18 protein-coding genes are annotated in these 24426 nt (G+C 52.7%); 10 read left to right on the top strand and 8 right to left on the bottom strand.

Translation table 11 applies throughout. The features are described 5' to 3' along the window. Positions 1–222 precede the first annotated feature (222 nt). The 4 genes from ACYU8Y_RS19785 to ACYU8Y_RS19770 all read left to right on the top strand — a co-directional run bounded on the left by ACYU8Y_RS19785 (position 223) and on the right by ACYU8Y_RS19770 (position 7679). The gene (locus tag ACYU8Y_RS19785) at positions 223–618 is read left to right on the top strand and encodes a hypothetical protein (protein ID WP_460939804.1); all 396 of its coding nucleotides are present in this window, start codon (positions 223–225) and stop codon (positions 616–618) included. A 172-nt stretch (positions 619–790) separates the two neighbouring features. After that, positions 791–5188, top strand: a complete 4398-nt coding sequence (locus tag ACYU8Y_RS19780) for a CusA/CzcA family heavy metal efflux RND transporter (RefSeq protein ID WP_460939803.1) — start codon at positions 791–793, stop codon at positions 5186–5188. A gap of 23 nt (positions 5189–5211) precedes the next feature. Beyond that, positions 5212–6444, top strand: coding sequence for an efflux RND transporter periplasmic adaptor subunit (locus ACYU8Y_RS19775; protein WP_460939802.1), 1233 nt, complete (start codon positions 5212–5214; stop codon positions 6442–6444). Between the two features lie 524 nt (positions 6445–6968). Beyond that, complete coding sequence (locus ACYU8Y_RS19770; protein WP_460939801.1) at positions 6969–7679, top strand: outer membrane beta-barrel protein; 711 nt, start codon at positions 6969–6971, stop codon at positions 7677–7679. Between the two features lie 47 nt (positions 7680–7726). Here the strand turns inward: ACYU8Y_RS19770 and ACYU8Y_RS19765 are convergent, their stop codons facing one another. After that, positions 7727–8263: a hypothetical protein gene (locus ACYU8Y_RS19765; RefSeq protein ID WP_460939799.1), complete on the bottom strand. Its 537-nt coding sequence runs from the start codon at positions 8261–8263 to the stop codon at positions 7727–7729. A 244-nt stretch (positions 8264–8507) separates the two neighbouring features. Here ACYU8Y_RS19765 and ACYU8Y_RS19760 point away from each other — a divergent pair, with 244 nt between their 5' ends. Then, on the top strand, positions 8508–10991 hold the full coding sequence (locus tag ACYU8Y_RS19760; RefSeq protein WP_460939798.1) for an outer membrane beta-barrel protein: 2484 nt from the start codon (positions 8508–8510) through the stop codon (positions 10989–10991). Between the two features lie 162 nt (positions 10992–11153). On the opposite strand, the gene ACYU8Y_RS19755 is transcribed toward ACYU8Y_RS19760, so the two are convergent. After that, positions 11154–11453, bottom strand: coding sequence for a hypothetical protein (locus ACYU8Y_RS19755; protein WP_460939796.1), 300 nt, complete (start codon positions 11451–11453; stop codon positions 11154–11156). Between the two features lie 268 nt (positions 11454–11721). On the opposite strand from ACYU8Y_RS19755, the gene ACYU8Y_RS19750 reads away from it, so the two are divergent. The 3 genes from ACYU8Y_RS19750 to ACYU8Y_RS19740 are packed head-to-tail and all read left to right on the top strand — an operon-like array spanning position 11722 to position 16063. Further along, positions 11722–14175: a TonB-dependent receptor domain-containing protein gene (locus ACYU8Y_RS19750; RefSeq protein ID WP_460939795.1), complete on the top strand. Its 2454-nt coding sequence runs from the start codon at positions 11722–11724 to the stop codon at positions 14173–14175. A gap of 50 nt (positions 14176–14225) precedes the next feature. Then, on the top strand, positions 14226–14807 hold the full coding sequence (locus ACYU8Y_RS19745; RefSeq protein ID WP_460939794.1) for a hypothetical protein: 582 nt from the start codon (positions 14226–14228) through the stop codon (positions 14805–14807). A 38-nt stretch (positions 14808–14845) separates the two neighbouring features. Further along, on the top strand, positions 14846–16063 hold the full coding sequence (locus ACYU8Y_RS19740; RefSeq protein ID WP_460939792.1) for a helix-turn-helix domain-containing protein: 1218 nt from the start codon (positions 14846–14848) through the stop codon (positions 16061–16063). Positions 16064–16178: 115 nt separating this feature from the next. Here the strand turns inward: ACYU8Y_RS19740 and ACYU8Y_RS19735 are convergent, their stop codons facing one another. The 4 genes from ACYU8Y_RS19735 to ACYU8Y_RS19720 form a co-directional block, all read right to left on the bottom strand. Then, positions 16179–17801 carry an amidase gene (locus ACYU8Y_RS19735; protein ID WP_460939791.1) on the bottom strand — a complete coding sequence of 541 codons (1623 nt, stop codon included), beginning with the start codon at positions 17799–17801 and terminating at the stop codon, positions 16179–16181. Between the two features lie 65 nt (positions 17802–17866). Continuing rightward, positions 17867–18466 (bottom strand): YbhB/YbcL family Raf kinase inhibitor-like protein, encoded by a 600-nt coding sequence (locus ACYU8Y_RS19730; protein WP_460939790.1) that lies wholly within the window; start codon positions 18464–18466, stop codon positions 17867–17869. 76 nt (positions 18467–18542) lie between these two features. Then, positions 18543–19367: an SGNH/GDSL hydrolase family protein gene (locus ACYU8Y_RS19725; protein ID WP_460939789.1), complete on the bottom strand. Its 825-nt coding sequence runs from the start codon at positions 19365–19367 to the stop codon at positions 18543–18545. A gap of 361 nt (positions 19368–19728) precedes the next feature. Beyond that, positions 19729–20529 (bottom strand): rhamnogalacturonan acetylesterase, encoded by an 801-nt coding sequence (locus tag ACYU8Y_RS19720; RefSeq protein WP_460939788.1) that lies wholly within the window; start codon positions 20527–20529, stop codon positions 19729–19731. 167 nt (positions 20530–20696) lie between these two features. Here ACYU8Y_RS19720 and ACYU8Y_RS19715 point away from each other — a divergent pair, with 167 nt between their 5' ends. Then, entirely contained in the window at positions 20697–21173 is a 477-nt protein-coding gene (locus tag ACYU8Y_RS19715; RefSeq protein WP_460939787.1) for a RidA family protein, read from the top strand. Between the two features lie 3 nt (positions 21174–21176). Further along, on the top strand, positions 21177–22292 hold the full coding sequence (locus tag ACYU8Y_RS19710; protein ID WP_460939786.1) for a D-TA family PLP-dependent enzyme: 1116 nt from the start codon (positions 21177–21179) through the stop codon (positions 22290–22292). A 72-nt stretch (positions 22293–22364) separates the two neighbouring features. On the opposite strand, the gene ACYU8Y_RS19705 is transcribed toward ACYU8Y_RS19710, so the two are convergent. Beyond that, complete coding sequence (locus ACYU8Y_RS19705) at positions 22365–23138, bottom strand: LytR/AlgR family response regulator transcription factor (RefSeq protein WP_460939785.1); 774 nt, start codon at positions 23136–23138, stop codon at positions 22365–22367. After that, positions 23135–24244, bottom strand: a complete 1110-nt coding sequence (locus ACYU8Y_RS19700; RefSeq protein WP_460939783.1) for a sensor histidine kinase — start codon at positions 24242–24244, stop codon at positions 23135–23137. Before ACYU8Y_RS19700 ends, ACYU8Y_RS19705 begins: the two co-directional genes overlap by 4 nt. Positions 24245–24426 lie beyond the last annotated feature (182 nt).

Here is a 24426-nt window from a genome sequence, read left to right as displayed (position 1 = left end):
CGCCGGTGCGGTCAGCCAAATCTGCCTGTCGGATGAATGGTCCGTGTCCTCAAGGACCAAGGAAACAGCTGACGCGTAAGTGGTTCGTGTCCTCACGAACCACGGAATACAATCGGCCCTAAGTCCCTATAAACCATTGGACTCGTTCTAAATTAGCGCGCGCCAATCCGGTTTAGAAACTTTGACGCCGAATCGGCGTTATTGGGTTGAAAGGTACTTTATATGAAGTCAATCGTTGCATTAATCCTGGCTGGTCTGATATTGGGAAGCAGTTTGCTGCCCGGTTTCAGTATTGACCAATCGGCCAAGTGGGTCGAGTTAATGCAGCATTACAAACAGCACCGCGAAGCCGATGCGCAGCTAAGTTTTCTAGATTTTCTGGCGATGCACTACGGCGCTAATTCAGAACACCAGAAACATCCTAAACACAGTCACCAAAACCTGCCGACGGGTGGCCATACTATCCCCGTCTTTTCGCCTACTACCGTTCGACTCCATTTTTCTTCAGCCGTTGGGGCCATTCTGGCTAACAAAGCGGCCTTTTTTCGCAAAGCTGACCTGTACTCGTTCCTGTCGGTTTTCTCGCTCATCAATCCCCCCCGAACAGCCATCGGTTGATTCTGTAAGCCCCATTGTGCCCATACGGATGCACACATTAAGTCGTTTGGGCTGATTTTCCTTTTTCTGCAGTCTGTGCTTAACGCCATCGGGTGTTGGTAGGCTTTGCGCCGTATACACTTTCGGGCCAGGCAGGCCAGGGCTGTTCACTTCTTATGCTGCCGTCTTTCTCATGCTAAATGCCATTATTCGGTTTTCCATCCGCAATAAGCTGATCATTGGCCTATTCTCCCTCGCCCTGGTGGGCTGGGGTGGCTGGTCAGTTACCCAGTTGCCGATCGATGCCGTTCCCGATATTACCAACAACCAGGTTCAGGTGATCACGAGTAGTCCTTCTCTGGCTGCCGAAGACATCGAACGTCTGGTAACATTTCCTATAGAAGTCAGCTTATCCAATATCCCCAACATCACCGAACTGCGTTCCTTTTCGCGCTTTGGCTTATCCATTGTGACGGTGGTTTTTACCGATGCGACCGATGTGTACTGGGCTCGACAACAGATTGCCGAACGACTCCAGAACGTAGCGGGCCAGATTCCTCCCGGTGTGGGTACGCCCGTAATGGCCCCCGTTACAACGGGACTGGGTGAAATTTTTCAGTACACTGTTGCTATCAAAAAAGGGTATGAAGCAACGTATTCTTTGATGGACCTGCGTACCATTCAGGACTGGACAATCCGGCGGGGGCTGCTGGGAACGCCCGGAGTGGCCGATGTCAGCGGGTTTGGGGGCTTATTAAAGCAGTATGAAATCGCGGTAGATCCCGACCGGCTTCGGAGTATGGGCATTACGATTACCGATATTTTTACGGCCCTGCAGCAGAATAACCAAAACACAGGCGGGGCGTATATCGATAAAAAGCCGAATGCGTATTTTATCCGGTCCGAGGGGCTGATCACCTCACCGGGTGATATTGGCGACATCGTTATCCGGCTAAGTGCACAGGCCTTACCCATACGCGTTCGGGATGTGGCCACGGTACAACTCGGGTCGGCCGTTCGGTACGGGGCCGTCACCCGCAACGGAATGGGCGAAACCGTTGGGGCGGTGGTGATGATGATCAAGGGCGAAAACTCATCGGCGGTGATCAAACGGGTAAAGGCCAAGATCGCCGAAATCCAGAAAACGTTGCCAGAAGGTGTTCAGATCGTACCCTTTCTGGATCGGACAAAAATGGTTGACAGCGCCATCGGCACCGTAGAACGTAACCTGTTGGAAGGGGCCACCATCGTGATTTTTGTACTGGTCTTATTGCTGGGTAATTTCCGGGCCGGGTTTGTCGTCGCTTCCGTTATTCCCCTGGCGTTGCTGTTTGCCATTGCCATGATGAACCTCTTTGGCGTATCGGGCAATCTGATGAGTCTGGGCGCTATCGACTTCGGCTTGATTGTCGACGGAGCCGTTATCATCGTGGAGGCCACACTTCACCACATCACTCTGCGCAACAAGGACAAAACCCTGACGCAGGACGAAATGGACGAGGAGGTGTTTCTGTCGGCAGCCCGGATTCGCTCGTCGGCGGCCTTTGGCGAAATCATCATCCTGATCGTGTATCTGCCCATTTTGGCGCTGTCGGGCATCGAGGGCAAAATGTTCCGGCCAATGGCCCTGACGGTAGCTTTCGCTATTTTGGGGGCCTTCATTCTGTCGCTGACGTATGTGCCCATGATTTCGGCGCTGCTGCTGAATAAAAAGATCGTTCATAAAGAAACGTTTTCGGATAAGATCATGAACCGGATTTATCGGTTCTACGAGCCGGTACTTTTGCGCGCGCTCAAACATCGGTTACTTATTCTATTGAGTGCCGTGTCGTTGTTGGGAATCGCCATCTTCCTGTTCAGCCGGATGGGAGGTGAATTCATTCCGCAACTGGACGAAGGCGACTTTGCCGTCGACACGCGTACGCTCACGGGTAGCTCACTCTCCGAAACCGTGGATGCGACGTTGAAAGCCGAGCGCGTGTTGCTGAAGCAATTTCCGGAGGTCGAGCAGGTGGTCGCTAAAATCGGCTCCGGCGAAATTCCCACCGATCCGATGCCCATTGAAGCGGCCGACCAAATGGTCATTCTGAAACCCCGACGTGAATGGACATCGGCGAAAACCCGCGATGAACTGGCCGCCAAAATGGCTCAAGCGCTGTCCGTCATTCCAGGCGTTACGTTTGGGTTTCAGCAGCCGGTTCAGATGCGATTCAATGAGTTGATGACGGGTGCCCGGCAGGATGTAGCCCTCAAAATTTACGGCGAAGACCTTCAGGAGCTGACACGGCTGGCAAACAACGTGGGCCGGATTGTTCGAACGATCGACGGAGCGCAGGATCTGTACATTGAGCAGGTGGGTGGCCTGTCGCAGATTCTGATCAGGCTCGACCGGGCGCAGATTGCCAAGTTCGGCCTTAACGTTTCGGACGTCAATCGCGTGATCAACACCGCCTTTGCCGGTCAGTCGGCGGGTCTTGTCTTCGAAGGAGAGAAGCGGTTTGATCTGGTCGTGCGGTTAGCGGCCGACAAGCGGCAGAACCTGGATGACATTCGCAACACCTACATTGCCACATCGACGGGTCAGATTCCGCTCAGCCAGGTGGCTACGGTGACCATGGAGCAGGCCCCCAACCAGATTCAGCGCGACAACACCCATCGACGCATCACCCTGGGTTTCAACGTCCGGGGTCGCGATGTAGAGAGCATCGTGGCCGAACTGCAGCAGAAAGTTGGTCGGCAGATCAAATACCCGCCGGGTTATTACATCACCTATGGAGGGCAGTTTCAGAACCTCGTCGACGCCAAAAAGCGCCTGACCATCGCCGTTCCCATTGCCCTGGGTCTCATTTTCGCCTTGCTGTTTTTTACGTTCGGCTCCGTTCGGCAGAGTCTGCTCATCTTTATGGCTATTCCGATGGCGGCTATCGGTGGCGTTTTTGCCCTGCTGTTGCGTGATATGCCGTTTAGCATCTCGGCGGGCGTTGGTTTTATTGCCTTGTTCGGAGTATCTGTCCTGAATGGAATTGTGTTGATTGCCGAGTTTAACCGACTCCGGCACGAGGAGGGCCTGACCGATATGACCGAAATTATCCGGCAGGGGGCCGAGGTTCGTTTGCGCCCCGTTATCATGACGGCACTGGTCGCTTCGTTTGGGTTCATTCCGATGGCGGTTTCCAATTCGGCTGGCGCGGAGGTACAGAAGCCGCTGGCTACCGTTGTGATTGGCGGCTTACTCACCGCTACGCTGCTTACCCTTATTGTGTTGCCCATACTGTATTCGCTGATGGAAAAGAAAGCGCTGGAGCAAGAAGCGAAAGCCGCCACGAAGAAACCGTCTATCGTGGCTACAATTAGCCTGCTGATGCTCCTGTCGACGGGGGCCTGGTCACAACCCGTTGGCCGTATTGGTGCGCCGATGCAAACGATCACGCTGGATCAGGCAGTACAGCAGGCCGGGAGTCGGAATGCGCAGGTACAGATTGCGGGGCTGGGCGTAAGTCAGCAGCAAGCCCTGCGCCGAACCGCCTACGATGCCGGCCGGTTATCGGCCACGCTTTTGCTCGGCCAGTACAATAGCCGCCGATTCGACAACAACCTGACCGTTACCCAAACGATTCCGAACCCAACGCTGATGCATCGACTGGCCGACCTGAACGATCAGACTGTTGCCAGTCGGGAAGTAGGGGTGCTCGTCACACGAAATGATATTCAGTATCAGGTCAAATCGGCGTATTATGAGTTGAATTACCTGGGTCAAAAAAGTCATTTGTTTCGGCAGCAGGATACCTTGCTGCGTGAGTTTGTGCAGGCCGCCAATTTGCGGTTTCGTACGGGCGAAACGGGTAGTCTGGAGAAGGCAACCGCCGAAAGCCAACGGGCCGATCAGCAGGTTCGACTGGCGCAGAACGAAGCCAATCGGGTAGGGGCCCGGACTCGCTTGCAGACGTTGCTCAATAGCGCTTCTGCCCTTGATGCAGCCGATCAGCCCTTGGTCAAACTGACGCTCCAGATGTCGGGTGATACCGCTAGCCTGAAGCAAAACCCGTTATTGCGGCAATTGACTCAGCAAATCAGGGTGGCCCAGCAAACCCGACTGGTCGAACAGGCACGGCTAAAGCCAGACTTTCTGGTGGGGCTGTTTACACAAACACTCGTTGGTAGTCAGCTGATTAACGGGCAGGAACTGTATTTCGGGCCGGGCTACCGTTTCCAGGGCGGCCAGGTTGGTATTTCGCTACCCTTGCTTGGACAAGCGCAGAAAGCACGCATCAGTGCGGCCCGGATTGGTGAGCAAATTGCCCAGACGGAATTGCAGCAACAGCGGTTTGCCCTGAGCCAGCAACTGACGCAGGCGGTGGAGCAGTATCAGCAGTACCGGGATGCGCTGACGTATTATGAACAGAACGGATTGACCCAGGCAGGCCTGATTCAGACCAATGCCCGCCGGGCGTTCAGCAGTGGCGACATTGGCTATGTCGAGTTTTCGCTGGCGCTCCAGCAAGCGCTCACCATCCGGTCAAACTACCTCGATCTGCTGAATCAGTACAATCAATCGGTTCTCTATATCAACTACCTACTGGGCAATCCGTAGCCCATTCGATTCTCCCCATTTGTATGAATTCTCAACTAAAATCAACGCGTTTACGGCGCTTGTTTGTCCTGTTTATCAGTGTTTTCGTCGGTTCGGTAGCCTGTCAGTCTGGCGGGAAATCGGAGGAAGAAAAGACCAAAACCGACGAGTCGCAAGCAGTTAAAGCAGATTCCGGCGGGGTAAAACCGTTATCGGGACCCGTCGTCGTTTCGCTGACGCAGGCCCAATACGATATGGCTTCTATCGCGTTGGGCCAACCCACGCTTCGGCCACTGAGCACCACGTTAAAAGTGAATGGGGCCATCGACGTACCCGCTCAGAATATGGTGTCGGTATCGGTGCCGGTCGGCGGATATATCCGCCAGATTCAGCTTGAGCCAGGTATGCGCATTCGGAAAGGTCAGACGCTGGTTGTGCTCGAAAACCCCGAGTATATTCAGCTTCAACAGGATTACCTGGATACCAAAGCCAAACTGGAATTTGCTGATCTGGAGTTTGCCCGTCAGCAGGAGCTGAGCCGTGATAATGTCAACGCCCTGAAGGTTTTTCAGCAGATTCGATCCAATCGGCAAAGTTTACAGGCGCAACTGGCGGGCATGGGGCAGCGGCTGGCGATTCTTCATATCAACACCGCCACCCTGAGTCCGGAGCGAATGACCCGGACCATTGCGGTGCCAGCGCCCGTATCGGGCTATGTGACCGACGTGCCCGTGAACAACGGTCGTTTTGTGAATCCCGCCGATGTGCTGGTGCAGATTACAAATGTCGACCACCCGCACGTTCGGCTGAATATCTTCGAGAAAGACATCAGCCGCATTCGTAACGGGCAGGCCGTTCGTTTTGGCATGGGGAGCGATGCCGCCCTCAATCGGCAGGGAACCATCTTTCTGATTGGCAAAGCCATCGCGGCCGATCGAACCATCTCGGTACTTGCCCACCCCGAAGGCACGGCCAGCGATTATATTCCCGGAGCCTACATATCGGCGCAGGTTGATGTGAAAACGCAGCCGCTGCCTGCCTTGCCCGAGGCCGCTATTATTGCTTATGGCGGCAAGTCATACGTGTATGTGCTTGATCGTAAGGATGCTAAAGCCGCTGTGTATCATTTTCGACAACTAGAAGTAAAGACGGGAGTGCATGAAAACGGGTACATCGCTGTTACACTGCCCAGCGACATCGACCCCCAAAAGACACCCATCGTGATTCGGGGTGGCTATGGGCTGCTGGCTAAACTTAACAATAGCGAAGAGGAGTAGGCTTACCTCACCCGACTAGCCTTCTCCATGGTCCGTGTCCCCACGGACCACCTGGCCGGATGGTGTTGCTGACGCGCGTGTGGTCCGTGAGGACACGGACCATGGAAACAGAGATGTTTCGTGAAGTTAGTTTCTTAAATCTGACTCGTGAGGTTTCTTAAAACCGGACAATTTGAACCGTTCGGTTTTAAGAAACCTCACGAGTCGGTTGTAAGTAACCAACCCCACGAAAAGCTACTCCGTGGCTTCAATTAAACTGACGATCCAGAGACTGACACCATCTCAAACGTTCGATACGTTAGGATAACCTCTTTTTTAGGAGGTTATTTTTTTTGTCAAAACTCTGATAACGAACTGGTTGAGGTAAATTAATTCTCTTGTCAACCAACTAAATATTATTTTTTTTTAAGGTTCGTGCAACCTGAACACACTGTCTTTACATCTTCCTGTCAAATACCACAAAGAAGACAACCTGGAAAAAAAAGCAACATCAACTTTCCTAAACCCTACACTTAACTACAGCTATGAAAACGATCAAACACCTCCTCACCTCAGCGTTACTGGTTACCTCAGCCGCTACGTTTGCTCAAACGACGACGGTGATCATCACCTCGGATTCTACAGTGTCAACGACCCGCCATCGGAGAACTATGGATCGTATCACCTCTGATTTCAGCATCTACCTGGGTTTTAATAATTTCGGGGGATCGCTGCCCGCGGGCTACGATTTTCGGCCCATCGGCTCACGTTTTGTAGCCCTGTCCTGGCAGAAACGAATTCCGCTTTCGGTGAAAGGAGCTACCAAACTCCGGCTGATCACCGGCCCCGAAGTTGCCTGGAATAACTTCATGTTTGAGGGGAGGAATACGCTGGTCGACCGGAATAACCAGCTGACTATCGAACAGGCCGATGTTGATCTGCGTAAATCGAAATTTGTAACGGCCCAACTGAATTTACCGGTGATGATTAACGTGGCGTTCCGGTCGGGATTAACGTTGGGGGTGGGCGCGTATGCCGGTATTCGACTGGATAGTTATACCAAAGTGAAGCCCGAAGGCGGGTCGGCCCTTCGGACACACGGTTCCTACAACCTGAATCCCGTACGCTGGGGACTCACCACCGAACTGGGTTTCCGGGGTAGTTCAAAACTGTTTTTCCGGTACGAACCGACAAGTCCATTCCGCGCCGGGCAAGGTCCAGATGCCAGCGTATGGGCCGTGGGCGTCAAAATCTAAACCAGAATAAATCTGATTTTGCTGACCGGCTCTGATGTTCGCGAGCATCAGAGCGTTCGCAAACTGTCAACAGGTACGCTGCCTATGAACTGCTGCAATTGATTGTAAAGAGGCAGACCGAGCAATCGCCATTCCAGCGTACCAGCCGCACTATAATGAATACGTCGATCCAGGCCAACATTGGCTGATGCGCCGATGGGTTTCCATAGAATACCTGCTGTGAAGCCGGTCAGGTAGACGGTAGTGGTTATTTGGGTCGAATCGGATTGGTTTTTCCGGTATAGCGTCAAGTGCTGATTCAGTTGGAATGAACCAAAATCAACTAAGCGGGCTCGATACGGCTTTAGCCACTCAGGGGAAAATTCGGGAATAAGAACCGTTGTCGTCGAAATACCCTGAGTGGATTGCATAGACTGGTTATTACCCGGCGAGTGGCACATGGATGCCGTCAGTAGAAACAGAATTCCGGTAGCCAGTAACCCGTATCGTTCCGAGAAAAAACGGAAGTTTCGGTAAGAAACAACAAACAGCGTAATACCCAGCCCGATGTTTAGTAACCCCCAAATTGTGTACAATACGGCCATGAACGATGTAAAGTGATGGTGTTGCCGGAAAGTACAAATAAAAAGTGTAGGGCCATGCAACGATATGATTCGTCCCGGTGTCTTTCGTCTGAATTCCCTCGCCAAAAGTTAATCCCGCATTAAAATCCGCTTATCCTGCCGTTCAGACCGCTTGTGTAAGAACAGGTACTTTGCGATGCCTACTACCTACCTTTGCCATGTACTTCTGCAGAGAAGAACGCAACCTCCCGAAAAGTCTACCATTATGAAAACTGTTTTATCGGCCTCTCTCTTAACGCTATTTGCTCTGTCAACAGGGTTTGCACAAATCCTGACGCGGGGTACCGTAAATGGGCAAGTAGGTTCCGCAGCCGGGAAACCTCTCGAATTTACGACGATGATGCTGCTGAAAGCCAACGATTCTACCCTGGTGAAAGGGGCCATCAGTGACGTCGATGGAAAATATGCTTTCGAGAATGTCGGGGCCGGTAACTACTTGATCGCAGCGCAGCAGATAGGCTACCGCAAAACGTATAGTGCACCGTTCGCCGTTGACGAAGCCCATCCGGCGGTTAGCGTTCCTGCCTTGGCCATGAGCGACGAAACCAAAAGCCTGACCGAAGTAAAGGTTGTTGCGCAGAAGCCCTTCATCGAGCAACAGGTAGACCGTACCGTAATGAACGTGGAAAACAGCATTGTCGCCAGTGGTAACACTGCACTGGAAGTGCTGGAAAAAGCGCCCGGCGTCACCATTGACCGGCAGAATGACCAAATCCAGTTGAAGGGAAAGGCCGGTGTGATCGTCTACATCGACGGCAAACAAACCTACCTCTCGCAGCAGGAAGTGTCGAACTTACTCAAAAATACGCCCAGCGATAACATTGCGAGTATTGAGATCATCACCAATCCCGGCTCTAAATATGATGCGGCCGGCAACTCGGGGATCATCAACATCAAGATGAAGAAGAACAAGAACTTCGGTACCAATGGTACGTTCATTCTTGGCACGGGCTACGGCTGGGTAAATAACCTGGTTGGTGCCCGCGACGATCTCCCCAAATTCAACACCTCCCTGAACCTGAACCACCGCGAAGGCAAGGTCAATGTGTTCGGAAACTACAGTTACGTAAATCGGCAGAGCGCCCAGACAAACGAGATCAATCGGGCCATCCCGTATAATGGCAAGACGACCTACTTCGACCAGTACTCGTTCCGGCCGAACCAGTTTACCGGTCACTCGTACAAAGCCGGTTTGGATTATTTTATTAGTAATAAAAGTACGGTTGGCGTATTGTTCAACGGATTTACGAACGACTGGCGTTCGAACGGGCTGAACAATACATTCATCCGCGATCAGAATCGGCAGCTTACCAGTCGGCCGACGACCAAAACCGACGCCCGTGAACTCATGTCGAACGTGACGGGTAATGTGAATTACAAATATGATTTTGACGGGAAAGGGCGTGAGTGGACAATTGACGCCGATTATGTTCACTACGGCGGGAAGAACTCGAACAACCTGAGCACGATCTATTACAATCCCGACAATACGCTGAACCGCCCCAATCAGGACGTTCGCAACAACATGCCGTCGGTGATTAACATCCTGGCCTTCAAGACGGATTACGTGCATCCTATGAAAAATGGCAGCAAGGTCGAGGCCGGTTTGAAAAGCAGCTTTGTCGATGCCGACAACAACACGATCTACGATACCCTGCAACAGGAAATTCAGCAATGGTTGCCCGATGCCAGCCGCTCGAACCAGTTCAAATACAATGAAAATATCAACGCGGCCTACATCAACTACGCGGGTAAAATTGGTAAGCTGAAAATCCAGACGGGACTGCGGGCTGAACATACTCATTCGACGGGAACATCGGTCACGCTGAATCAAACAGTCGACCGCAACTACCTGAATCTGTTCCCGACGGTGTTTCTGTCCCGTCAACTAGATACCAACAACGTGTTGAACCTGTCGTACAGTCGCCGAATCGACCGGCCTGATTATCAAAACCTGAATCCATTCGTATTCTATCTCGACCCCTATACCTATCAGAAAGGAAACCCATTTCTACGGCCTCAGTACACCAACTCGGTTGAACTGACCCACGTGTTCAAGGGCGCTTTTTCGACAACACTTGGGTTCAGCCGGACAACGGATTTTATTAACCAGGAAACACCCCGCCAGATAGCCGCTCAGAACATCACCTACGTAACCCCCGAAAACCTGGGTCACCTGGATAACCTGAGCCTGAACATGAGTTTCCCGGTGCCCGTTACGAAGTGGTGGCGCATGCAGAACAACATTAGTACCTATTACCAGAACTACCAGACAGTGTATTCAGACACGCCTTACCAGGTGAAGCTGGTGGCTTTCAATCTGTACACATCCAACAATTTCACCCTGAGCAAAACGGTGTCGGCCGAGGTGTCGGGCTGGTACAATTCGGCCTCTCAATATGGCTTCTACCGGGCACAACCCATGGGCGCGTTCAGCATCGGTGTTCAGAAGAAACTGATGGATGGAAAAGCCAATCTGAAACTGAACGTGAATGACCCCTTCTGGATGAATCAATTCAGAGGTCGGGCTGCGGTGCAGGACATTGACTTCCGGGTTGGATCGCGTTGGGAGAGCCGCCGGATTATGCTGACGTTCACCTACCGCTTCGGGAACCAGAACGTAAAAGGAGCCCGTCAGCGGAATTCAGCCACATCGGCCGAACAGAACCGGGTAAAATCAGGAAATTAGAAAGATGCAGAAGGTAGACGGCATGATCGATCATACCGGAACCTATAGCCTACATCATACACAATAACGGACTTAGTTTAGGTTAAGAAAATGCGAAAGCCATTCCCGCCTTGAGGAATGGCTTTTTTGTTGGTTAACCGATGGCGCTATACATATTGACCATCAGGCAAACTTACGAACTGAACCGATCATGAACTCGCCGTTGGGTAATCGCTCCACAACGATCTTATACTGACCGTAGCCTTCCGTAAATTGGATCGACTGCATCTCAAACCGATTCAGCCCTAGCAGACTCTCCCGATCGGTCGTCAAATCCCGAATCATCCTGAAATTATCGAACAGGAAGTCGGCAAATCCTTCTTTCTGCATCAAGGTGTGGCTTACTGCTATGTACCCTGTGAAAGGTTTGTCAGGGGTACGTATGTCAAGTACAGTTGCGGAGGGTAAACGTTCGCTGATCATAGCATATAGTTTTTAACGTCAATATACACTCCATGTAGAGGCCGCGCAACTTCCGTTGCGCTGAATTGTTTACAGCTGGGCATTATTTTTTAGGCAAAGGTCCTGTTAATGGTAAGGGAGCATAAAACTTGTTTCTAGCGCAGCGAAGCCCGGCGGATGCGTGCAAACGGCTCAATTCATCATTTGGGGCGTCTCAAATCTAGTTTGGGGCGAAACAGTGGGTGCTGATCGAGCACCTTTGGAGGGTCAATCACAAACGGCCAACCCCATGACACGATTTTTTACCCTCTCGCTATTGCTTCTGAGTACGGTTTTGTCAATCGCCCAATCCGTAACGGGTTCTGTACGGGATGCTACCCGGCAACCGGTTCCATTTGCGGTTGTCAAGCTGCTGCGAGCGGCTGACTCTACGCTCGTTAAAGGAACGCTCGCCAACGAAGCCGGACAGTATGGGTTTACGGCGGTAGAGGCCGGTCTCTACCGGGTTCAGGTATCTATGGTGGGGATGGCGAATACGACGAGTCAGACCGTGTCGGTGCAGGGCGTAGAGCCTCTGGTACTGGAGCCGGTCGTGCTTAACACAACGGAGCAAACGCTGACGGATGTGAGCGTGCGGGCGCAGAAGTCATTGGTCGAGCAGCAGGTGGATAAGACCGTACTCAATGTGGCTGCCGATGCCACGGCCCAGGGAAAAACGGCTTATGAACTGTTACAGCAGGCCCCCGGCCTGGTCATCGACCCAAACGACAACATACGGATGGCCGGAAAACAGGGCGTAACGGTGTTTATCGACGGAAAGCCCACCAACCTGTCGGCGGCTGACCTGGCCAATTTGCTCCGGGCGACGCCCGCGTCCAGCATTGATAAGGTCGAATTGATTACGAACCCATCGGCCCGGTTCGACGCACAGGGTGGGGCGGGCATTATTAACATCAAATTTCGGCGGAACAAGAGCCTGGGTTTGAACGGAAATGCATCGGGTGGGTATGGCCAGAGCGATCATCATCGTGCCAACGCGGCTCTAGACCTGAACTACCGCGCTAACCAGATAAACCTGTTCGGGAATGCCGCCGTTAGTGATAATTTTCAGATTACCAACGTTCTGCTGGACCGGAAGGCAGGCGGTTCGCAGTTTCTTCAGCGCGGCTACGACTCCGACGGAACGCGGGCCATCGTTTACAAAGCCGGGGTCGATTACACGCTGGATCACCGGAAGGCGCTGCCCCGGCAAACGATTGGTCTGGTCGTATCGGGTAACGCGTCGGGCAATCGCTTCGGAACCTATACCACAACGAGGATTATCGACAGCCGGAATACACTGGATTCGAGCCTCACCAACCAATCGACAACCGGAACGGCAGAACGACCCGCCCGGAACAACCGGATCAATGCCGCGCTGAACTACCGCTATGCCGATACGCTAGGTCTGGAACTCAACATCGATGCCGATATGACGCGGTTTACGAACACGGCCCCCAGCACCATCACCAGCGACTATGCAGACCGAAACGGGCAACCGCTGTTTCGGCGGCAACGACGATTCGATGCGGCCACCGACATTACCATCGTTACGCTGAAAGGCGACTTTGTCAAGGAATGGAAAAGCCGCCATCTGAAACTCGAAACCGGCCTCAAACGCACCGATGTAGCCACCGACAACGATCTGCTGGCGTTTACCGGACCCGATAATGCCGAAACGGCGGAACAAGCCGACAGCAACCGAACGAATCGGTTCACTTACCGGGAGATCGTCAGTGCGGGGTACGCATCCTTGAACCGGTCGGTGGGTAAATGGTCGGTGCAGGGCGGACTTCGGGTCGAACACTCGAATGTAAAGGGGCGTTCCGTCGATTTACGTCAGCAAACCATCAATTCGCCGGATACAACCTACCTGAATCTGTTTCCAACGGCCTTCGTGCAGTATCGCGCTACCGATAAAAGCCAGTTCTCCGTCAATTACGGCCGCCGGATCGGGCGACCTAACTACCAGGATATGAATCCATTCGTGTACCAGATGGATCCCTATACGAGCCAGCGGGGCAATCCTTACCTGCGCCCCACCTATACCCACAATGTCGAATTCAGCTATACCTACAAATGGGCGTCGACGATCAAACTGGCTTACAGCCATACCAACGATTTTTCCACCGATGTAATCCGACAGGAGGGGCTTGTTGCCTACCAAACGGTTGCCAACGTGGGTCGGGTCAATGCCCTGAACGTCTCGATCAGCACCCCGTATCAGTTTACGAAAGGATGGAGTGTGTATGCGTATGCTGGTGGTACCTGGAATCAATTTCAGGGCAATCTGTCGGCGAATGAACCATTCGATCAGCGGACATTTGCCTTCGAGGGCTACATGCAGCATTCGGTTAAACTCGCCAAAACCTGGTTGGCGCAAGTGTCGGGCTTCTGGAGTGCCCCCACCCAGCAAACGGTTTACCACATCGGCGGGCTGGGTGCACTGAATATGAGTCTTCAACGGAAAATCATGCAGGAGCGGGGTAAGATCACCTTCGCGATCGACGATGTCCTGAACACCATGCGCTGGAAACAGTCGGCGGATTTCCTGACACAGCAGTTCAACATCGACCGAAAATGGGAAAGTCGCCGGGTCTCGATCCGGTTCACGTATCACTTCGGCAGCAACGACGTGAAAGCGGCCCGTGAGCGCCAGACCGGCGTAGAGACAGAGCGAATTAAAGCGAAAAGCAATCTATAAACGTACCCGCAATGAACAGAAAACCTATTTGCCTCGCCCTACTAGCGCTTATGCAAACCCTTTCTTCTGTTGGGTTTGCTCAACATACCGAGTCAGCCGAAGCCGTTGCGCGCGTGGCCTTTACCCTCCGAAACAACCTTGGGTATCATCGCATGTTTCGCGCCGAAGGGCCGGGTATGGCCTATGGATTCACCATGAACCGCAACGAATCGACGCCCAAAAACTGGCCGATAGGCAGTAAACTCTACTTTAGTCAGGACGGCGAAACAACGGAAGAACTCATCCTGACCGTAACGGCTGCCGACGCGGGCAAGACACTATTGACCGATCCCGAAACGACAACCCATTCATCCATACCTATCGTGACCCTTCGCTTCCGAAATAACAGTCTGTTACCCCGTAAAATTATGCTGATTACCTACCGACCCGACGAAACGGGCAACGGCACGCAGGGAATCATGCTGATGCCGCAGGGCACTACCACACAAAAATTGCCCATTGGCACGAAAGTCTACTTTGCAGACGATAAGCAGGTTGACATTGTGATGAGTGGTCAGCGAATTGACGGGAGCAAGCCGTTTCTGGTCGTCAGAAAAGAGGACAAAGGCAAAACCATCAATATCTTTCGGTAAGGAAACCGGCTGTATCTTGCCAGTAAATCCCTGCATTCATGACGTTTGAGTTCAACGCTTATTCATCGCCCCTGTTATTTGGCTTCATTCAGGGCTGGATTTATGCCGTGTTGCTATGGGTACGGGCCTGGCGCGAAGAACGCCTGTCCGACTGGCTGCTGGGCTGGGTCTTGGTTGGGCTTAGTCTGAATATTTGGGAGTATATGCTGGGCTTTGGCGGCATTGAACTACTCTGGCGTGAACTGGAGTTTTTTCCCCGGACGCTCGGTTTTCTGTTCCCGGCTCTATGCTACTTCTACCTCAAAAGCCAGATCAATGCCGATTTTCGATTCACCCGGCACGACAGCTGGCACGCGGTTCCATTTTTGCTATACGTCGTTTACCATGTCAGCGTGTTTTCGATGGGGCCAGCTTTCGTTGAGCGGTGGAAAGCAACGGTGCATTACCCATACCATATCAATGATTTAGAGACGATTACAGGCATCGGTCTGAATGTTTATTACCTGGTGCTGTCCTTACGGCTTTACCGGCGCTACAGAGCCTGGATAAAAACGCAATTCTCGGATACAGAGGTTATTAGCTTTCGGTGGTTCCGGAATTTCCTGATCGCCTTAACGACTACATTCCTATTTAGCTTGTTCATGTTGATTCTCGATCTGACCTTCGATCTTACGTTTTGGCAGGACTGGTGGGATGAACTGGCGGGCGTTATTATGATTTATTACGTTAGTATTCACGGGTACGCGCAGATGCAGCCGGGTCGTCGGTTAACGTTTGCACAAACACCAGCCCAGATTACACAGGCCAATTCACTGCCCATTGGTGCAGGTGCGGAGCCGGAAAAGATCGCGGAACCCATGCGGGAGGCTGGCGGATTGGTGCGGCAGTTGAGTAAAACGACCACCGCCTTAGCCTCTGATCTGGTGCCCTGGCGCGACACGTTACTGGCGTATATGGAGAACGAACGTCCTTACCTGGACCCGGACCTGTCGCTCAGCGACCTCGCCCGGCGGCTCAAAACGAACACCTCCGTACTGTCGCCGGTGATCAACGCCGGAACGGGGAAGAACTTCAATGATTTTGTCAATCAGTACCGGGTCGATGCGTTCAAACGACAGGCGCTTGACCCGGCCAATGCACACCTAAGCTTATTGGGCATTGCCCTCGATTGTGGCTTCAATTCGAAAGCGACCTTCAACCGAGCCTTCAGGAAACTGACCGGGCAGTCGCCCAGAGCGTTCGTGGAATCGCAGTAGAGGGCTGTACTAGCCCACAGCTAAAGCGGTGGGCTAGTACGGTTCAATCAGGTGGTTATTCGGAGCTGGGGAGAACCTCCTGAAGGGTATAAGTAGTTAAAACAACGTTCTCAACCTAAGCCGGAATGAGTGATTCGATAAACGCGGGCCGTACCCGCTTCTTCGACGCCTGCTCGTAGGCATATCCAAGTGATACTAAAGCGCCTTCCTGATATGCACCGGCAATGAACGAAAACCCAACGGGCAGACCCTGAACGCTGCCCATTGGAATCGTGATATGCGGGTAACCCGCCATAGCCGCCGGTGGACAGAAGTAGAAGCCCGTATCATAATCGCCGTTGATCAGGCCGATGCAACCCGCAAACCCAATGCTGGTTCCGCAGATGGCGTCCAGTTTGTTGTCCGACATGAGTTTATCGATAAGCTGGCGCGAACTTCGGGTTTTAGCCAACGCATCGGTATATTCCTTGCTGTCGAGTCCGCCTTTAGCCTGGCTGCTTTCCAGGGTTTCCTGTTTGAAAAAGGGCATGACGTTGGCCGCGTTCTGCCGGTTAAACGCAATCACATCGGCCAACGTCCTGACGCGTGCGTTGGCCGTTGACAGATAGTGGTTTACGCCGTCCTTGAACTCGTATTGCATGACCGTAAATTCGGCCCCGCTGATGGCGTCGAGCGATTTGAGCAGATCGACTTCCACGATACTCGCGCCCTGTTTCTTGAGTACCTCAATGGCCTGTTTGTATAAGCCAACCACCCCTTCATGGCCCGTTAAGAATGATTTCTCAATGCCAATGCGCTTGCCCGACAAACCGGCTGCGTTCAGAAAGGGCGTGTAGTCTTTGGCACTTTTACCGCTGCTTTCGCTGGTGACGGCATCGGCCGGATCGATGCCTACCATAGCCCCCAGTAAGATGGCCGCATCGGTTACGGTTCTGGCCATTGGCCCGGCGGTATCCTGCGTTTTCGAAATGGGAATAATGCCGCTGCGGCTGACCAGCCCAACCGTTGGCTTTAGGCCGACTATGCCACAAAATGAAGACGGTGCAATGACCGAACCGTCCGTTTCTGTACCTACGGCCACCGCGCACAGATTGGCGGCTACGGCCGAGCCTGACCCTGAACTGGAGCCGCACGGACTACGATCCAGCACAAATGGATTGCGGGTTTGACCGCCCCGGCTGCTCCACCCGCTGCTGGAACGGGTTGACCGGAAGTTGGCCCACTCGCTGAGGTTTGTTTTGCCCAGAATGACCGCCCCGGCTTCCCGTAATTTAGTGATGACAAACGCATCTTTAGCGGCCTTATGGCCTTCCAGCGCCAGCGAACCCGCGGTTGTCATCAACTGATCGCCCGTGTCGATATTATCTTTGATCAGCACCGGAATGCCGTGTAGCGGGCCCCGAGTCTTCCCCGACTGGCGTGCTTCATCCATCGCCTTCGCAATGGTCAGCGCGTCGGGATTGACCTCAATGACGGCATTCAGGTTGGGTCCATTTTTGTCAATGGCCTCAATACGGTCCAGGTAGAGTTGAGTGATGGCGACCGAACTGGACTGACCCGACTGCATTTTCTTCTGGAGATCACCGATAGTCAGTTCATTTAGTTCAAACTCATCAGAGAAGGTTTCTGCGTCGTTTTCTGCATGTGTTTTTTGGGGAGCGTTGCAGGCGGCTACCGTAAGCGACGCAGCCGATACACTAGCCACGGAGCTACTCTTGATGAAATTCCGTCTGTTCATGACGTGTTTGTGAAGAAGATAGGAGTAAGAAAAACGGGGAATCGGGCAACTCGGTAATCCCTGCGTTATTGAGGGCGCTTGAACAGGCCGACATAGGCCGCTTTGCCCAACACGTGGGCCTGAATGGCGTTCAGCACGGCTGTCCGTGTGGCCGACCCATCGGGACCCGGCTTAACGTCGAGTTTGGTATCCAGGGCATACAATTCAAAAACATAATGGTGCAACGGCCCCGAAGCAGCCGCACCCGGTCCCCGATAGGAGGGAGTCAATACATTTACCTGGTAACTACCATCCGGCAACTGTGCCCCAGCGGGAATGGCTTCGGGTAGCCCGGTCGAAGTAGCCGGAATATTCCAGACCAGCCAGTGCAGATTATCGTCAATCGTTTTATTTCGACTCACATCGACATCGTGCATGTGCAGCACAAAACTCTGCGTTCCGGCTGGTACATCGGTCCAAGTCAGTGCCGGAGAAGCGCCACCGCCCGGTGCAGCGCCCGGAGCCGCCTGCGTAAACTTGATCGGAATGAGGCCCCCATCCGGGAAGGCCGTGGTGGTTAACCGCATCGGCAGGGCTGCGGTTGGTGCGGCCGGGGCTGGTTGCTGGGCGAGCGAAACTGAAACCGAACGGATTAGTAGGGCAGCGGCAAAGAGTATGCGTTTCATGTCTGGCGATGGTTAGTTTGTTTCTGTAAATTGGCTCTCTTCGAAAGGAAAAGCCGACAACTGAGCTAAAGCTGACTCAGTATTTTTTAAGAATTTTGACCAGCTGGCGGCTAATCACCTCATACCCCTTATCGGATGGATGCAAGCCGTCGTAAGTCATATCGATAGCCTCCACCGGATACGGGTACTCATCGGTTTCTGGATTAAATGGAATGTCGATGAAATCCGGATACGGGTAGTTGGTGTACTGACCGCTTTTCGGGTCTTTCAGCCGTTTGAATTTAACGAGTTTCTTTACCCGCAATGCTTTCGTATGGTAAAGGTCCAGCACGGGCAGGTGCTCTAATTGGCCGATGGAGTCGATGGCGTTGGCAAACGCTTCAAGATACTGGCCGTTTTTGGCTTTGTAGGAGCCATAGGCGTTGTTCTTGAAATTCGTCAAGTACACAAAATCAGCCCGTTGCATGGGTGTGATCAGGACGATCGGGGCCTGTGGGTTCAGTTGACGAAGTTTGTTGATGATGATCCGGAAGGAGCCATACACCGTCGTATTGCCGGCATTGGCCTGATAGTCGGCCAGACGGCCCAACGGTCGGCTCGACCACCAGTCATTGGTGCCCAGAAAGATGGAGTATATATCTGCTTTGACCAGCCCCAGCTTATCAATTTCTTTGGCAATGCCACCCGACGTCCAGCCATTATGCCCCTGGTTTGTGAAGTGGATATACGGGAGCCGTTCAACGACCCGGGTCATGTATCCTTTGGTGACGCGATTACCGGTTTCGTCCAGATGGTCATTTAAATACGTGATCGAGTCACCAATGGCGACCCAGCTAACCTCCTCGTGTTTGATGGAACCGGTTAGACAAATCAGGGCCAGGAGAATGCAGAACTGTTTCATGCGCTTGATTATGGTGCTGGCTGGAAAAGAAAATCGACGAAGCTGTTTACTGTCCGTCGGGCAAGCATATCCTGATTCGGGCTGCGCGAGTTTATTTAATCTCGCTGGGTAGATAGATTTATATTAACTAAACGCCGGATAATTTTTTTATCAGCCCCCGGTTTCAACTGGGGGAAACCGCCGACAAATACCCACTTTCTATCAACCGTTTCAACGGTTTTCCGGATGCCCAAACCGTTGAAACGGTTGATAGAAGGCGATTTTATTCTGGAAACCCACCGCTAAAGCGATGGGCTAATAGAGGGTCGATTTGGCGCTTAGTTAATTCAAACCATTTTGCTCGACGAGAATGAAAAACGGTTTACTCCCTCAAAAATTTGTTCAACGGGCAGGACTTCATTTCCTTAAGCCCGTCTATCACCGACGATGCGTTGACTTTGGCTCCGGCAGCGTTCGTATGCGTGTTGTCTTTCACAAAGTAGGTGGCCTGTAGCAGGGTCGAATCGCCCACAACGTCGTATTTTCGGGCAACCAGCTCATTCAGGTTGATGAAGTAAGCCCCGTTTTTGCTACCCTGCTCTCCGTTGGCTATCTCGGCGGCCCATTTGCCGTAATCCGTATCGCCACGGATCACTTTTCCCTCTTTCCAGACGTTGCGCGGCACCAGCGATAAGACAATGGGCGTGGCTCCCTTCGCTTTGGCGTCTGTCACATATTTGCGGATGTACCAGCCGTAGCTGTGTACGATCTCGTGCTTTTTGGTCATCAGGTTGTCGATTTCCTGGGTCTCATTGCCCGTCCCTTTTAGCGTTCCCCGGGCGCGGAGGGTATCGTTGATGGCTCCGGCATCGTTATGCCCGAACTGGATCATGACGAAATCACCAGGTTTCAATCGGGTCATTATCTTATCCCAGCGGCCTTCGGTCAGAAAGGTGCGGCTGCTTCGCCCTCCAATGGCGTGGTTCTCGACATGAATGCGCGTCGTATCGAAATAAGCGTCGATAAAATGTCCCCAGCCCCACATGCCGCCTTCACCCTTGTCGTTGGCATTCCTGACGGTCGAGTCGCCGATGAGGTAAAGAGTGGGGCGTTGTACCTGGGTAGCGGCTATCCAGCAAAGAGCAGTAAGGAAAAACAACAGGATGGGTAATCTCTTGTTCATAAACGTCGATACGATAAATCTAACGGAATTTCGGCCTGCTGGCCGCTTAACCCGATAGTTTCGGTTAAGTTTGCGAATGTACGGCTTCAGTTGTTGTCAGACCAGCGCAGTCGTTGACATTGACCTGAACCGATCCATTTTTTGACTAAATGTTGTTTTCATCTCCTATGCAGCTTAACCCTATGTCGCCCGAAAAAGCCTTTGCCGACACCGGTCTTTCGTTACCGCCCGCGCCCCAGCCTCTGGGTGTTTACAAACCATATCTGATTGACGGCAAATACCTGTACGTATCGGGGCATGGCCCGGTGCAGGACGATAAAAGTCTGATCATTGGCCGGGTTGGAACCGATCTGGACATTGAGCAGGCCAAGTTAGCGGCCCGGCAAGTGGGCCTTACCATCTTGTCGACCATCCGAACGAACCTGGGTAGTCTCGATCGGGTCAAACGCGTTATCAAGGTGCTCGGCATGGTGAACTGTACGGCCGATTTTGGTCGTCATCCCTACGTTATCAACGGATGCAGCGAACTTTTCGCGACCGTTTGGGGACCCGACAACGGCATCGGTGTTCGGTCGGCGGTGGGCATGGGTTCGTTGCCCGATAACATTCCGGTTGAGATAGAAGCCTTATTCGAACTGGTTTAGGTTATGGAACAAGCGCCCTGGTACTCGATTGCCGACATAACCCAACTCGATACACCCGCCCTGGTGGTGTATCCGGATCGGGTAAAACAAAACATTGCGTTCCTGCTAAAAGCGGTCGACAACGTAAGCCGGTTGCGGCCCCACGTGAAAACCAATAAATCGCGGGAGGCCTGCCAGTTGATGCTCGAGGCCGGTATCCGGAAGTTTAAATGTGCCACCATCGCAGAAGCCGAAATGCTGGCCATGATCGGAGCGCCCGATGTACTGCTGGCTTATCAGCCCAACGAGGCCAAAATGCACCGGCTGCTCAAGCTGATCAATACCTATCCCGAAACGGAATTTTCGTGTCTGGTCGATAACCGCGCCACCGCTCAGCAACTCTCCGATATAGCTGTCGCGGCTGGTCGGGTGGTGCCGGTCTATATTGACCTGAACGTGGGCATGAACCGCACCGGGATTGCACCGGGGGGCAGTGTTCTGGCGCTCTATGCGGAGCTGGATCAGTTGCCGGGCGTTCGGCCCGTGGGCCTGCATGCCTATGACGGACACCTGCGCGACCCGGATATTACGGTTCGTACAACCCAGTGTGATGCGGCTTTCTGGCCCGTTCAACTCCTGCGCGATACGCTAGTTTCGCAAGGTTTTGCCAAACCCGTTCTGGTGGTGGGCGGGAGCCCGACGTTTCCGATCCATGCCAAACGGCCGGATGTGGAGTGCAGCCCCGGTACGTTTATTTACTGGGACAAAGGCTACCAGATTGTGCTGACCGAGCAGCCGTTTTTGCCGGCGGCACTGGTTGTCTCGCGGGTGATCTCGCTGCCCGATGCGACAAAAGTATGCCTCGATGTTGGCCATAAGTCAGTGGCTGCCGAGGGCGAACTTTCCCAGCGGATTACGTTTCTGAATGCACCGGAACTAAAGGCAATTGGCCAGAGTGAGGAACATCTGGTGGTAGAAGCCGGAGCGGGGCACCCGTATCAGGTTGGCGATATCGTTTACGGAATACCCAACCATATTTGCCCGACGGTCGCCCTTTACGAACGGGCTTACACCATCGAAAATGGTCATGCAACAGGCGAATGGCGAACCATCTCCCGCGACCGCCTGATTTCTGTATAATAGACGAAACTTGTCTGGGTCAGGCCGTAACGGTGCGCCGTTGCACCTTGGCCCAGACAAAGATGCTATAAATCAACGGCCCAGCCAGTCCTTGAATTCCGATTGGCGGCTGGTGCTGACAAATACGTCCTGGCGGGGAACGGGCAACAAGTCCAGTTTGAGCTTTCCGGCCGAATAGGCATGAACGGACTGGATCGCGGTGCGGGCAATGATAATCTGGCGGTTCACCCGAAAGAAATGAGCCGGATTGAGCAGACCCGATACCTGATCCAGACTGTATTCGAGCGGCAGCAATTGCCCTCCTTTCGTGATGAGGAACGTGGCTTTTTCCTCCGAATAGAAATACGCAATGTCGGACACCTCCACACTATGAATTTTGGTGCCAATGCTGACCATAAAACGCTCCTTGAAACTGTTCGACACGGGGTTTTGCATCAGTTGGACCAGTGCCTTCAGGTCGGGCAGGGCTGGTTGGCTTCGGGTCGATTTAAATTTCTCGATAGCGGCTGCCAACTCGTCATACTCAACCGGTTTGAGCAGGTAATCGACGCTGTTCACCTTGAAGGCTTTGAGAACGTACTCATCGTAGGCGGTCGTGAAGATGACCGGCAGGCTCAGATTGATCTGATCAAAAATGCGAAAAGCCAGTCCGTCTTCCAGATGAATATCCATGAAGGCTAAGTCGGGCTTTGGCAATTGGCCGCTGCTGTGCTCATTAAACCAGGCAACCGCTTCTTTTACCGAAGGCAGCTGGGCCAGAATATGAACCGAGCCATCATACTTTTTCAGCATTCGCTCCAGTTGGCGGGCCGTTCGGGCTTCATCTTCAATAATGACGACGTTCATGCGAGTAAAGGAAGTTTAACAATAAATAAATCAGCCTGATGACCATACCATACCGGGCGTTTGGTGAGCAGGGCATAGCGGTTTACAATATTCTGTAAGCCCAGACCCGTTGAGTGTTCGGGCTGATCGCGGGGTAGCCAGGTATTTTCGATGATCAGCCCGTCATCCTGGCAATGGATACGCACGCGTAGGGGCTCGTCGATGGCCATCCGGTTGTGTTTGACGGCGTTTTCAACAAGCAGTTGTAGCGATAACGGCGCAATCCGATAGTGGCTCTGCTCGTCGGGGCTGAGCTCAATGATAACCTCAAATTTGTTCTCGAAACGGATCTGGAGCAGAAACGTGTAGGACCGAATGAAATCGACCTCCGTTTTGAGCGAAACCAGTTCCTGATCGCGCTGTTCGAGGATATATCGGTAGACCCTGGCTAACTGCTTGATGTATTGCTCGGAGAGATCAGCATCCTCGTGGACCATAGACGTGAGAATGCTGAGGCTGTTGAACAGAAAATGGGGGCTAAGTTGACTCTTTAACGCTTCTACCTGGCTTATCGCGGCTTCTTTCTCCGATTTTTCGGCCCGGAGCTGCACGTGCTTTAGTTGCTGATACGAACGGGAAATGATGGTCAGGTAGAAAGCGGAAAGCATAACGACCAGGTTAAATACACTATTTACCCGCTGCAAATACGCGAAAACGTCAGGGCTGAACGGTAAGTCCTGGGCTGACTGTTTTTTCGTCATTCCGTCTTCAAAAAACAACCAGAACAACGTCGTTATGATCAGCTTAAAAACCTGAGCGTAAAGCAGGGCTAATCCGAGCGAAATAAGCATGGTCAGCACTATCGCCCGCCAGTTGAACTCAAGAAGGAAGTCTTCGCCAAACCTGCGGAATAATTGAATCTGTATCCAGTCGGTAGCCGTAATCCAGATGAAGTATAAACCCAGCGCAATCAGGATGAAGACCGCTATAAACGGCGATATTTCCAGCAATTTTGCCGGGTGACGGACGGAGTCCGGCAGGTTGATATACAGCAGGAGCGGGGAGTATAACAGGAGCAACCGAAAAGCCACCTGCCATTTTTGTTGATACGTCAGCTTTTCGACCATTGTCTATTTTTAGTAAAAAGATAAAGAAACCCGTTGGCTACTAGCTTACGGAAAAGGTCTGTATCCGCAGCCTGTTGGGTTTACTTTAGTTGTGCTTGGTTGCCCGCCTTTAGTTGAAAAATCAAAAATAGATTCCGAATCAGCGTGCCGAAAATCAAAGCTACTGAAAGGCCGCGTCGGGT

This window comes from Spirosoma humi (assembly GCF_054776575.1).
The sequence above is the reverse complement of the archived record's forward strand: the minus strand, read 5'-3'. Positions and strand labels throughout refer to the sequence as shown.